The following is a 13,383-nucleotide window of genomic DNA, read 5'->3' on the forward strand; positions in this document are numbered from 1 at the left end:
ACAATAAGTTAATTAAGTGGGTAAATTGCATAATTGCCTCTTGTAAAAACTAACTATTATATATATTATGCAATTTGCTCAAGCAAATTAAAAAGTTGGGAGGTAAATTATGTCTAGAATAATTAAAGGAAAACCAGTTGCTGATAAGATAACTGAAGAATTAATTGAGGAAGTAAAAGAGCTAAGGAATAAAAAAATATACCCTAAGCTTGCTATTGTAAGGGTTGGAGCTAGAGAAGATGATTTGGCCTATGAGAGAGGTGCTGTTTCCAGATGCAAGAAAATTGGAATAGAACCTGAAGTTACACAGCTTCCTGTAGATATATCCCAAGAAGATTTTATTAAAGAATTAAGAAAACTAAATGAAGATAATAGTGTTCATGGTATATTGATCTTTAGGCCTCTTCCAAAGCATTTAGATGAAACGGTTATTAAATATGAAATCAATCCTGAAAAGGATATAGATTGTTTTAGTCCAGTGAATGAAGGGAAATTATACGAAGGAGATGATTCAGGATTTCCTCCTTGTACACCTAAGGCGGTAATGGAAATATTGAAATTCTATGACGTAGAAATTAAAGGAAAAAATGCCACTATAATAGGTAGGTCTAATGTGGTTGGTAAGCCTGTGGCATTAATGCTTTTAAATGAAAATGCTACTATTAAAATATGTCATTCAAAGACAAAGGATATTGCAAAGGCTACAAGGGAAGCTGATATTTTAGTTGCTGCTGTTGGTAGAGCCAATTTTGTAAAGGAAGATTTTGTAAAGGATGGATCTGTAGTAATTGATGTTGGGATTAATGTTATAGATGGAAAAGTTTGTGGAGATGTTGATTTTGATGAAGTGAAAAATAAGGCAGCCTTGATTACTCCAGTTCCAAGAGGGGTTGGTTCCGTTACCACTTCAATATTGGCCAAGCATCTTGTGAAGGCATGTAAAATGCAGAATAATATATAATTTGTATATTATTTTGCTTTAACAAAGGAGAATTATAATGGCAGAAAAAAAGATAAGATTTTCATGCCCTCTTGACTGCTTCGATGCATGCTCGATGATAGCAACCATAAATGAGGGAAAAGTGGTAAAAATAGAAGGCGACAAATCTCATCCTCTTACCCAGGGCTTTGTATGTAAGAAGGGGAAAAAGCATTTAGAGAGATTATATCATCCAGATAGAATATTAAATCCTAAGAAAAAATATAAGGAAAAATGGATAGATATAAGTTATGATGAGGCGATAGATGAAATTAGTGAAAAATTTAAAAAAATAAAAGCTCACTATGGATCAGAGGCTGTATTGCATTTTTATGACAGCGGTTATGGAGGTCTTAGTAAAACAGTAGATAAGATGTTTTTTAACTATTATGGTGGAGCAACTGTTCATACTGGCAGTCTATGCTGGGGAGCTGGGATTGAAGCCCAAAAACTTGATTTTGGTGATAATAAAAGTCATTCTCCAGAGGATTTAGTTAATTCAAAAACAATAATTATATGGGGGAGGAATCCTGCTGATACAAATATACATTTGGTGAAATATCTGACTAAAGCCAAGAAAAATGGTGGATATATATATCTTATTGATCCAATTAATACTAATACAACTAAAATAGCTTCGGAGCACATACATATAACCCCATCTACGGATGGAGCACTGGCTTTAGGAATTGCAAATTATATAATTAATGAAAATTTAATTGATCAGGAGTTTATTAAGAACCATGTAAAGGGATATGAGGAGTATAGAGAATATGTTAAAGATTTTACATTAGATTATACTGAAAAAACTACAGGAATTGATAAAGAAAAAATTAAGGAACTTGCAGAAAATTACTCTAGGAATAAGCCATCGAGTATAATTATTGGTTACGGACTACAGAGGTATAAAAATGGTGGAAATAATATTAGGGCCATTGATGCCCTAGGAGCTTTAACTGGAAATATAGGAATTGCAGGTGGAGGAGTTAATTATTCTAATAAGCTTATTGATGAGTATATAGACGGAGAGGTTGAGAAAAGTAAGCATTACGTAAAGAATAGAAGAACATATTCTAAAACAAAATTGGCTGATTTTATTATGAAGGCCGGTAATCCACCTATTAAATGCTTATTCATTACTAAATCAAATCCTTTGGTTCAAGTTCCAAATATAAATAAGACTATAGAAGCCTTTAATAAGGTGGATTTTAAGGTTGTTATAGATATATTTATGACTGATACGGCTAAGTATGCAGATATAGTATTGCCTGCAACTAGTATTTTAGAGGAGGAGGATTTTATTTATTCTTCTATGTTTTCTCCCTATCTTAATTATTCAGCCAGAGCAGTAAAACCTCTTAATGGAATTATTGGAGAATATGATCTTTTTAGAATATTGGCTAAGAAAATGGATATTAGAGAATATCCAGATATTGAAAGGGAAGAATTCTTTAAAAGAGCATTAAAACCAATAATGGAAAATTTTAAGGTGAGTTATGAATATTTGAAGAATGAAATCTTCACAATAAGAGATAGGGATATCCCATGGAAGGATAAAAAATTTAATACTCCATCGGGTAAGTATGAGTTATATTCAGAGAGGGCTGAAAAACAAGGGATAAGTCCTATTCCTATATATATACAAACTGAGAATGAAAAGAAGGATTATAATTTGAGATTAATCACACCACATTTTAAGGATTCTCTTCATTCTCAACACTTTGCTTTTGAAGAAAATATACCAGTCGTATATGTAAATAGAAATACTTTGAAAAAGAATAATGTACATGTTAATGAAATAGTTAAAATAAAATCCAAATACGGAGCTTTAGAGGCAAAATTAGAAATCAGTTCAGATATTGGAGACGATATCATAATGATATATGAAGGCTGGTGGCATAAAAGTGGTTCTGTAAATTTTCTAACTCCTGATAGTATAAGTGATATAGGAGAACAAGCAGCATATTATGAATGTTTTTGTAAAATTGAAAGGGTATAGTTTTGATATCAATATATTGCTTGGAAAGTTTGATTTACGGTGTACCCACTAAGAATCCTTACTTAATTATTAACGTAACTTGTTGTGTAACTTCCTAAGTTATATTTTAGAACAAAAAATTTCATTTACTAGCACAACAGGTTAACTATCTATAAAGACTATGTTTTATAATAATGTTGATCTAATAGGAGGCAGTAAAAATGGCATTACATTCTTTTTCGCGGACAGAATTATTAATAGGAGAGGAAGGATTAGAGAAATTATCGAAGCAATGGGTAGCCATATTTGGAATTGGAGGAGTGGGAGCCTTTGTTGCAGAAGGTTTGGCCAGGACTGGAGTTGGAAAATTCACATTAGTAGATGATGATGATATATGCTTGACAAATATAAATAGACAAATCCATGCCCTTAGAAGTACAGTTGGAAAGCCAAAGGTCGATGTTATGAAGGAAAGAATACTAGATATTAATCCTAAAGCCGAGGTTATTACCAATAAGATGTTATATACATCGGAGACTGCTGAAAAGCTTTTGGACAATAAATATAATTATGTAGTTGATGCAATAGATATGGTGAGTTCTAAACTGGATTTGGCAGAAAGATGTTATAAAAGAAATATTCCTATTATGAGCAGTATGGGAGCAGGTAATAAGCTAGACCCTACACAATTTGAGATAGTAGATATTTTTGATACATCTATATGTCCATTGGCAAAGGTTATGAGAAAAGAATTAAGAAGAAGAGAGGTAGAAAAACTAAAGGTCGTATATTCTAAGGAGATACCAATAAAACCAATTGAAGCTAATTCTAGCTGTAAAACTGATTGTATTTGTACGAATAAGGAAAGGACTTGCATAACTCGTAGACAAATACCTGGAAGCGTAGCATTTGTTCCTTCAGTGGCAGGTCTTATAATAGCATCTGAGGTTGTAAAGGATCTATTGAGGTAGAATATTTATACAATTTTCTCAATTGGTAAAAAATATAAAAAGGATTTTGTAGATTTTCATAGAAAAGTTTATAGGGATAATTTATTTAAAGGAAATTTAAATCATTTCCTTTTTTCTTTGTCTTAAATTGTTAGATTATGATTTATTTACCTTTGTCAATATAGAGTTACTAATAAAATAGTGTCAAGTTTCTACAAATACTTGATTTTCAGTATTTGAAAATGATATAGTAAATTTAGAAAGTTTGTCCAAAAACTGTTGGGAGGGAAATTTTGTGAGGAGAACAGTTGCTGCGGTTTTAACTTCAATTTGTTTAATAGGTACTACCTCAACGGCTTTAGCAGTAAGTCAGAATCTCAATTTTTCAAATTATAAAGTTGGGATGGAGCATGAAGATATAAAAGTAATCCAAAAAGCTCTTATGAGGGATGGTGTGTTTGATCATGGTGAAATAACTACATACTTTGGTTCTATAACAGAAAAATCTGTAATAGAATTTCAAAAGAAATATGGATTAACTGCTGATGGTATAATAGGAAAGTCAACAATAGATAAAATGAAGTCGTTAGGACTTTTTACATATGGGAATCTTTCTATGAAGGCTTATAAAAAAGGCATGACCCATTTAGATGTTAAAATTATTCAAGAGGCCTTAAGAGATATTGGTACATATAAAGGAGATGAGATCACTACATATTTTGGAACAATAACAGAAAGTGCAGTTGAAGATTTTCAGAAAAAATATGGACTAGCTGTTGATGGGATTGTAGGAGGAAAAACCATAGAAAAGATGCAGGATCTAGGATTAGTAACTCATAATATTGGCGTAATAAAGTTAATTGGTAAACTAACATTACCTAAATATGAAAAAGGAATATCTCATCCGGAAGTAAAAATAATTCAAAAAGTTTTAAAACAATGTGGAGAATTTAAGGAAGATGATTTTACTACATATTTTGGACCAGTAACAGAAAATGCAGTTAAAAATTTTCAGAAAAAATATGGACTAGCTGTTGATGGAGTTGTAGGGGGTAAGACTTTAGAAAAAATGAAGACCCTTGGATTAATTTCTCATACTGTTAGTAGAGGAGCTGTAAAAAGAGGATATGGAGAGTATTTAGATTGGAAAAATGTAAAGAAAATGCTTAAAAGAAATAAAACGGTCCTTACGGTAAAGGAGTTAAAAACTGGTTTGCAATTTAAAGTGAAGGTAACTGCAGGGTCTAATCATGCGGATGTAGAACCTTTGACAGAAAATGATACTAAAATCATGAAAAAAATATGGGGTGGTTTTAGCTGGACAAGGAAGCCAGTATTGGTATATGTAAATGGAAGAACTATTGCTGCTTCCATGACAGCAATGCCTCATGCCGGTGTAGAAGGTAAAGCGGCTGGTAAGTATGTATCTGGTAGAAGTGGTGGATACGGGTATGGCTATAATTTTGACTTTGTAAAGGGAAATGGGATTTCTGGACATGTAGATATACATTTCAAAAATAGCAGGAGACATAAGGATAATAAAGAGGATTCAAAACATCAGAATTGTGTAAAAATAGCTGCGGGTTTAAAATAATACATATAATTTCATATTATATCCTATAAGATTATTTCCTTTGGTATGTGAAGAAAAGTTTGAACTTTTTATAAAGGATATTTTGTATATTTATGTCTAAGATATTAAAAAACTATTACAAAAGTTATTTTATGATTAGAATATTATGTTTTGTGGTATAATCTACAATAAGGGAAAAGGGATTATATACTATAATATACTACAATTAAGAAATTAGTCTTATAGGGGGTAGATAAAAATATGAAGAACATTAAGGCTTTAATTGTTGGAGCCACATATTTTTCAATTATTTTTGGAATAGCTGGTTTTATTCTAAATATTGGTAATCATGTTATTAATATAAGATAGCTGTTTGTAGCTATCTTATATTAATAATTATTATAATAAAAGCTTTTGAGTTTATTAAATGAGAAATATTGAAATTTTGAATTAATGGAAAAGCTAGTTAGAACCTTAATGAAGGTTTTAACTAGCTTTTTTTATTATAATAAGGAATAAAAGAGTAATAGATAACAGAAAATATTAACAAAATCAATTGAATTTTATAAATTTCAAGGAGGATTAAAATGAAAAAAGAGTATATGACTATCATATCAATGATACTGATTTTCATGCTCGTGGCTGTATTTTACATAGATATATGTTATGCAAGAACATTATATTGGGGGACAAGGGGAGAAGATGTCAAAGAGGTTCAAGAAAAACTAAGGAGTTGGGGATATTATAAGGGGGCAGTAGATGGAATATATAAAACTCAAACCTATGAAGCGGTAAAGTTATTTCAGCGAAAAAATGGTTTAAGGGTAGATGGAGTTGTTGGAGGTGAAACTAAGAAAGCTTTAGGAATTAGTAGTAGGAAAGTAGCTTCTAAATATAATAAAACTGTGGAGATAGCTCAAAGAAAATTAAAGCAGTGGGGTTATTACAACGGTTCAGTAGATGGAATTTATGGTCGAAATACTTATTCTGCAGTTATAAAATTTCAAAGGAGAAATGGCTTAAAGGTAGATGGATATATCGGCCCTGAAACTGAAAAAGCACTTGGAATAACAGGAAAAACTAAAGCACAAAATTATACAGCAACTAGTAAAGGCGTTTCAAAAACTGATGATTTAACTCTTTTAGCCATGGCAATAAATGGAGAAGCTAGAGGAGAACCTTATGTGGGACAAGTGGCAGTAGGTTCAGTAATATTGAACAGGGTGAAGAATCCTTCTTTTCCTAATTCAATTGCTGGAGTTATATATCAGCCCCTTGCTTTTGAAGCGGTATCTAATGGACAGATATATGAGCCGATAGAATCAAACTCATATAAGGCTGCTAGGGATGCAATGAATGGCTGGGACCCAACTGGAGGAGCATTGTATTATTGGAATCCTGTAAAATCTACAAGTACATGGATTTGGAGGCTTAATCCAACTTTGAGAATTGGAAGGCATGTTTTTGCCAAAAGATAGTAGAGGTGATATAGGTGAAGAATATTCTAATTGGTATGGTTGTTTCCCTTCTAATAATAACAGGACTTACATTTAACTGGGGATATAATCAATATAATGATCTTAATAATTATAGTATATATATTGAAAATCAATTTAGAAGAATGTTTTATAATTTAGTAGGTAATGTTGAAAATATTCAGTCTAATTTAGCTAAGGTTATGATTTCAGGAACTCCCAAGCAAAATGTACTCTTATTTACAGATTTAATGTATAAATGCTATGTTGCTCAAGAAGAATTAAGTCAGCTTCCTATTAGACATAGTGATGTCAGTAAAACTCAAAAGTTCTTAAGTCAAGTTGGAGATTTCAGTATGGCTATGTCACGTAAATGCTTAAAAGGGACACCACTTACTGGTGAGGAAATAAGAACATTAGAGGAATTACATAATTATTCCAACTATTTAGCTCAAAGTCTTTTAGAGCTTCAAGATGACATAGCAGAAAATGGTGTTGAACTTGATGGTCTTATAAAAAAGACAAGTAAAGATATGGATAAGACAAATGAGCATATGCTTAATAAAAGTTTTGTAAACGTTGAAGAGAGAATGCAGAAATATCCTGAATTAATCTATGATGGACCATTTTCAGAACATATTAAAAAAATGGAACCTAGGTTAAAAGGTGAAGAAATATCAAAGGATAAAGCAAAGAAAATTGCCACTGAGTTTTTGAAGAATAATCAAAAGTATGTGGCCAATGTAATAACTGAAACAAAGAACACAAGGTTTCCATCTTATATAGTTGAGCTAAAGGAAGAAGGAAAAGAAAATAGCTATATAACCTTAGCTATAACAAAAAAGGCGGGAAAAATACTGTGGATGTTAAACACTAAACCTATTGGGAAAAAAGAATTAAGTACTGAAGAAGCCACCGAGAAGGCTAATCAGTTTCTTCAAAAAAATGGATATAGAAATATGGTTGCAACATATTCTGAGGAATATGATGGGCAAGTGGTTATAAATTTTGCTTATAAAGAAGATGATATAATAGTTTATACAGATTTAATTAAAGTAAAGATAAGTTTGGAGGATGGAAGTATAGTAGGTTTTGAAGCCGATGGGTACCTATCAAACCATCATGAAAGAAAGATTGAAAAACCAAAAATTTCTTCTGATGAGGCTTCAAATATGATAAGTATTTATGCTGATATAGAGAAAACGAAACTAGCTATTATACCAACCGAGGGTTCAAAAGAAATTTTATGCTATGAAATTACAGCCAAATATAAAGAGGATACATTTTTAATATATGTCAATGCTGAAACTGGAGAAGAGGAAAAGATACTTCAGATGATTATCAAGGAACAGGGGGTATTGATGATATAAAGTTAAAAGCTCATTAGTATATTTACTAAGGAGCTTTTAATTTATGAAATAATTTAAAATAAAAGAATAGAAAAATTAATATAAATATGGTAAAATTAATATTTACATTCAACAAAGGAGTTGGAGAAAAATATGAAAAATTATAGTGCTTTTGAAATAATTGGGCCTAAAATGATTGGGCCTTCAAGTTCACATACTGCTGGTGCAGCTAGATTGGGGAAGATTGCAGGAAGGTTAGCTGATTATGATATAAAAAAAATAAAATTTATACTTCATGGATCATTTGCAAAAACATATAGGGGTCATGGAACTGATAGGGCTCTTATGGCTGGAATTCTGGGTATGAAGGAAAGTGATGAAGAACTTAAAAATTCATTAAAAATTGCCAAGGAAAAAGGGATAGAGTATGAATTTATTGAGGATGATTTAGGGGAAGTTCACCCAAATACAGTGAAATTTAGAATTGAAAAGTCCGGTGGAGAAGAAATAGAGCTTATGGGATCATCTATTGGTGGAGGAAATATAAAGATTATAGAGATTAATGGATTAAGACTTGAATTTACAGGGCAATACCCCACTCTTATAACTAGACATTTAGATCATCCAGGGATTATATCGAAGATTACAAAGATTTTAGCCTATTATAAAATTAATATTGCTTTTATGAGTGTTTATAGACAAGATAAAGGCCAAGATGCTTTTATGGTTATTGAATCCGATAATAAATTAGAACCTAAACTTGTGGAATATATAAAAAAATCTATAGGGGAAATTAAAAATATCTATTTGATTAATTCTATATAAATATAAATAACTTCAAAACTTAATTTATACAGACTAGAAATATCTATGCTTCTGGGATGGTTTTATATAAAAGAAAGGAAGATATAATGAAATATAAATTTAGTAATGGAAAAGAATTAATTGAGCTTTGTCAAAAGCACAATAAAAAAATATGGGAAATTATGCTTTTGAGAGAAGTTGAGAATTCAGAGAAAAGTGATGAAGAAATATTAGATTTAATGAAGGATAATCTTAATGTTATGAAGAAAGCAGTTGAGAAGGGGCTCAAAGAAGATATAAAGTCTGTAAGTGGACTGGTTGGAGGAGATGCAAAATTACTTAGACATAGATATGAGAACATTAAGACTCTTTCAGGAAGTAGAATGCTTAAGGCTGTGGCTAGTGCTATGGCAGTTTTGGAAGTAAATGCTTCAATGGGACAGGTAGTGGCTGCCCCAACAGCAGGTTCCTGTGGAATTTTACCTGGAGTTTTAATTACAGTAGGAGAAGAGTTCAACACTAAAGAAAGTGAATTGGTAGAAGCACTATTTACAGCTTCGGCCATAGGGCTTATTATATCTCAAAATGCAACTGTTTCAGGAGCTGAGGGAGGGTGTCAAGCTGAAACCGGGACTGCTTCGGCTATGGCTGCTTCAGCTATTGTTGAGCTTTTAGGAGGAAATTCTGAAGCTGCTCTTCATGCTGCTGCCATGACATTAAAAAATATTTTAGGATTAGTATGTGATCCTATTGCTGGGCTAGTAGAATGTCCATGTGTTAAGAGAAATGCCATAGGTACAGCCAATGCTTTAATATCAGCGGATATGGCTTTGGCAGGGATTAAAAGTATAATTCCCTTTGATGAAGTGGTGGATGCTATGTTGAAGGTAGGGAAAGCTTTACCCAATTCTTTAAAGGAAACGGCCTTAGGAGGATTGGCAGCCACACCAACAGGTAAAAAAATAATGGATGATGTTTTTAATAAATAGATTGTGGCGATATTAAAAGATACAATAAATTTAATAATAAATATAAAGAGGAAGGCCCAAGTTTAGATTCTGCTGAAGAAAACATTGGGTCTTTGATATTTCATTTTGTTTCATTATGTTAAAATACATATTAGGACAAGGCTTAATATTGGAGGGAAAACATGAAGAAAACGAGGAAATTAGTAATTATGGGATTATTTGTGTCTATGGCTTTAGCTCTTCATATATTTGAAAAAACCATACCTGTGCCTTTCATAACTCCTGGAGCTAAATTGGGACTTTCAAATATAATAACATTAACTGTACTAATATCTTTAGGTTTTAAGGATGCAGTTATTGTCTTAATAATTAGAATAATATTAGGCTCAATATTTGGTGGAGGATTATCTGGATTTATATATAGTATTTCAGGAGGTATGCTAAGCGTTGTATTTATGGAATTTATTAGAAGAATAGGAAAAGAAAATGTTAGCGTAATAGGTATAAGCATAGTTGGAGCAGTGTCTCACAATATAGGACAGTTGTTAGCAGCAGCTTTTGTTATAAATAATATTAATATATTCGTATATTTACCTGTTTTATTTTTGGCAGCTATAGGAACTGGATTATTTGTTGGATTAGTTACAAAGTACCTTTTGTTTTCATTAAATAGAATTATAGATATTTAATATTTAGGAAAATAAAATAGTTATTACAACAATTTTTCCTTAGGCCTTCTATCTAGACAGTTGAATTTTTGGTAAAAATTTAAAATATGATGAGATTATAAAGGCAAGCTAGGTTAATTCTACTAATATATCCAAAAATATTGCATTGATTAACCCCCTTACCCTTTGATAAGGTATAATAAAGGGGGTATTTTGGTGGAAAAAATAATAAAGCTTTTAACAAGAAATAAAGTGATATCAATTTCTATTGGGATCATTTTTCTTATAGCGGGGATATTATCAAGGATTCAATTTGCAAATGGGAATATGGCTATAGGGTATATAGTGCCAATGATATTTGTTTCCTTAAGTTTTGCAACCATATTCTCTTCCGTGTTTAAAAAAGAAGAAGGGAATGCCAAAGGTTTATTTGTAAAATCAGTACTTGCACCATGGGTGATAGTAATTGCCATTACATTGTTTAATAAACTTGGGATTCAATCTCCTATGATTAAGGCGGGATCATTATTTCTAATAAATATAGCATTTTTTAATAAAGAAATTAGTAGATCATATAACCAATAAAGATAGCTTTGGGATAAAACCCAGGCTATTTTTATATTCAAATTAATGAAAAAATTTAATGTGTTTATGAATATAAAAAAGATAAAGAGAAATTCTAATTAATAAGAATGCTTTTAAGAAGGAGATTAAAAATGGATAAAAAATTTGTTGTTGTAAGAAAAGACAATTCTATATCTACACCAATGAGCAGAAAAGAAGCAGTGAATAAAGTTAAAGAATATGAAAATCAAGGAATATCAGCCTATATTGTTTCTGAAAATGAAGGAAAAAGAATAGAAGCAAGTGGCAAATTTAATACTCCTAAGTGGGAGTAAAATAAAATTTAACAGTTATTTTATAAAAGTGTAATATATTAAGAATATTGATTTTTAAAGATATTTTTAATATATAAAAACCACTAAAAGCATTTAACTATATTAATGCTTTTAGTGGTTTTCATATATTAAAAGAATTTTGATCAGTTTGAGGTATTGATTATATTATGCAGCTTTTTTCTTTTATTATCGTATATATAAAAGGGTATGTAAAGAAGAATAAAAATGAAAAACATACCTGCTATTAGTATAGGAATATAATATGGATATTTTGGAAAAAAGTCAAGTACGGATGATGTTAAGGGCTTTCCTCTTAAATATGAATAATTTCCATCTACTAAATAATTAAACATTCCAACAACAATCAAATAGATATAACTCCAGTGAAATGTCTTTTTCAATGATTTTATAGTTGGTCTATATCCGTATGATAAAATCATAAAGAAGATAGAAATTAAAATTCCTCCATGTCCAATGAAAAACTGAATATACATCCAATGGGGAAAAATAAAACCACCAGTATCAGGAGTTATAAGTGCTTGAGTTGCACCGCCTAAGCCCCAAAAATAAACAATCTCAAAAAGAGAATAGCTTTCCTTTAAAAGCATAAAAATACATAGTAAAACTGTAATTCTGCATAAATATAGTGGTAAAGATTCCTTTAAAGTGAAGACTTTTCTTTCGATATACCAAAAATGTTGAAAGAAAGATTGTAACAATAGAATAAATGCAATTATTCGACCAAATTTTATTCGAATATTAGGTCTTTTTAGAATTTCCTTATAGACAAACATTAAAAAAATCATACTAAATATGAAACCTAGTATCAATAAATGAGCTTTAGAAAAAAGATTGAACTCATTGTTTCCTAAGGTTTCATTCCAAAACAAATCCATATTTATAATTATACTTTTTACAAATAATTTAGATTTATTTGTAATTAGAGATGATACTATAGACAAATTTACTTACTCCTTTCAGGACGACAAAATAATTTGTTTTATCGTCATATTACCACAATTTATATTATAGCAATATTTTCAGATAAAAAAAAACCCTTTTTATATTTTTAAGATAAGTTTAAGAATTTTATTAGGCAGATAAAAATATATGGAATTGTATAAATTGATTTAGGATAATTTTACTAAAATCGACAAAAATCGATTTTTTATTTAAAATATACATAAATTTATGATATAATAAAGAAAACTTAATATTTCGACAATAGCAAACTTATCTAAAGGTAAGGACGCAAAGCCATGGGTCTAAGGAACAAATATGTTGTTCTATGATTGCCAGACTGCCGAAAAATATTCATGGAAAATTTCCAATCTATATGGTTATATGTAGATTGATATATTTTAATAGGCAGTTTGAATATGAATACCTATGATTTGTAGGTGTTTTTTCTTTTCTTAGGAAAATTATAATACGAATAAAGAAAGAGGGGGGGTTATGGTTAATATTGTAAGAAAATAATAAAAATGATTTAGGAATATTTTAAAATTTTACATAAGTTTAAGGAGTGAGAAATATGTTTAAAAAACTTTTATCAATAATATTAATTTTAACATTAATTTTGACAAGCTTTGGATTTGCATTTGCAGCGGGAAAAGGTAATGTGGAAAAAAATAAAAGCAAAACTAATATTAAAGAAAAAGTAAAAGATGAAAAAGACGAAGATAAAGAAGTAGAAGACGAAGATAAAGAAGTAGAAGACGAAGATAAAGAAGTAGAAGA

General features: G+C 30.4%; 13 protein-coding genes and 1 riboswitch. Of the genes, 12 read left to right on the forward strand and 1 reads right to left on the reverse strand.

Going from position 1 to position 13,383, the window contains the following annotated elements; all coding sequences use genetic code 11:
- Positions 1–109: 109 nt before the first annotated feature.
- From B5X81_RS03390 to B5X81_RS03440, 11 genes are all read left to right on the forward strand, one after another.
- A complete protein-coding gene (locus B5X81_RS03390) occupies positions 110–961 on the forward strand; it encodes a bifunctional 5,10-methylenetetrahydrofolate dehydrogenase/5,10-methenyltetrahydrofolate cyclohydrolase (protein ID WP_079489361.1) in 852 nt (283 codons plus the stop codon).
- Positions 962–998: 37 nt separating this feature from the next.
- Positions 999–2,978, forward strand: coding sequence for a molybdopterin-dependent oxidoreductase (locus B5X81_RS03395; protein WP_079489362.1), 1,980 nt, complete (start codon positions 999–1,001; stop codon positions 2,976–2,978).
- 200 nt (positions 2,979–3,178) lie between these two features.
- Complete coding sequence (locus B5X81_RS03400; RefSeq protein ID WP_079489364.1) at positions 3,179–3,928, forward strand: tRNA threonylcarbamoyladenosine dehydratase; 750 nt, start codon at positions 3,179–3,181, stop codon at positions 3,926–3,928.
- A gap of 274 nt (positions 3,929–4,202) precedes the next feature.
- Positions 4,203–5,501: a peptidoglycan-binding domain-containing protein gene (locus tag B5X81_RS03405; RefSeq protein WP_079489365.1), complete on the forward strand. Its 1,299-nt coding sequence runs from the start codon at positions 4,203–4,205 to the stop codon at positions 5,499–5,501.
- A gap of 566 nt (positions 5,502–6,067) precedes the next feature.
- Complete coding sequence (sleB, locus tag B5X81_RS03410) at positions 6,068–6,958, forward strand: spore cortex-lytic enzyme (RefSeq protein WP_139380231.1); 891 nt, start codon at positions 6,068–6,070, stop codon at positions 6,956–6,958.
- A 14-nt stretch (positions 6,959–6,972) separates the two neighbouring features.
- Positions 6,973–8,325 (forward strand): germination protein YpeB, encoded by a 1,353-nt coding sequence (ypeB, locus tag B5X81_RS03415; protein WP_079489367.1) that lies wholly within the window; start codon positions 6,973–6,975, stop codon positions 8,323–8,325.
- 132 nt (positions 8,326–8,457) lie between these two features.
- Entirely contained in the window at positions 8,458–9,129 is a 672-nt protein-coding gene (sdaAB, locus tag B5X81_RS03420; protein ID WP_079489368.1) for an L-serine ammonia-lyase, iron-sulfur-dependent subunit beta, read from the forward strand.
- Between the two features lie 86 nt (positions 9,130–9,215).
- Positions 9,216–10,097, forward strand: coding sequence for an L-serine ammonia-lyase, iron-sulfur-dependent, subunit alpha (gene sdaAA, locus B5X81_RS03425; protein ID WP_079489370.1), 882 nt, complete (start codon positions 9,216–9,218; stop codon positions 10,095–10,097).
- 161 nt (positions 10,098–10,258) lie between these two features.
- Positions 10,259–10,765, forward strand: coding sequence for a Gx transporter family protein (locus B5X81_RS03430; protein ID WP_079489371.1), 507 nt, complete (start codon positions 10,259–10,261; stop codon positions 10,763–10,765).
- A gap of 195 nt (positions 10,766–10,960) precedes the next feature.
- Positions 10,961–11,329, forward strand: a complete 369-nt coding sequence (locus tag B5X81_RS03435; RefSeq protein WP_079489373.1) for a hypothetical protein — start codon at positions 10,961–10,963, stop codon at positions 11,327–11,329.
- A gap of 131 nt (positions 11,330–11,460) precedes the next feature.
- A complete protein-coding gene (locus tag B5X81_RS03440; protein WP_079489374.1) occupies positions 11,461–11,643 on the forward strand; it encodes a hypothetical protein in 183 nt (60 codons plus the stop codon).
- A 143-nt stretch (positions 11,644–11,786) separates the two neighbouring features.
- Here the strand turns inward: B5X81_RS03440 and B5X81_RS03445 are convergent, their stop codons facing one another.
- Complete coding sequence (locus tag B5X81_RS03445) at positions 11,787–12,605, reverse strand: YwaF family protein (protein WP_079489376.1); 819 nt, start codon at positions 12,603–12,605, stop codon at positions 11,787–11,789.
- Positions 12,606–12,859: 254 nt separating this feature from the next.
- Positions 12,860–12,951, forward strand: a riboswitch (cyclic di-GMP riboswitch).
- Positions 12,952–13,177: 226 nt separating this feature from the next.
- Between B5X81_RS03445 and B5X81_RS27260 the strand changes: the two genes are divergently transcribed.
- On the forward strand, positions 13,178–13,383 hold a 206-nt coding region (locus B5X81_RS27260), incomplete at its 3' end, for a hypothetical protein (protein ID WP_208984970.1).

The sequence above is a fragment of the Maledivibacter halophilus genome, assembly GCF_900167445.1.
Lineage (GTDB): Bacteria > Bacillota > Clostridia > Peptostreptococcales > Caminicellaceae > Maledivibacter > Maledivibacter halophilus.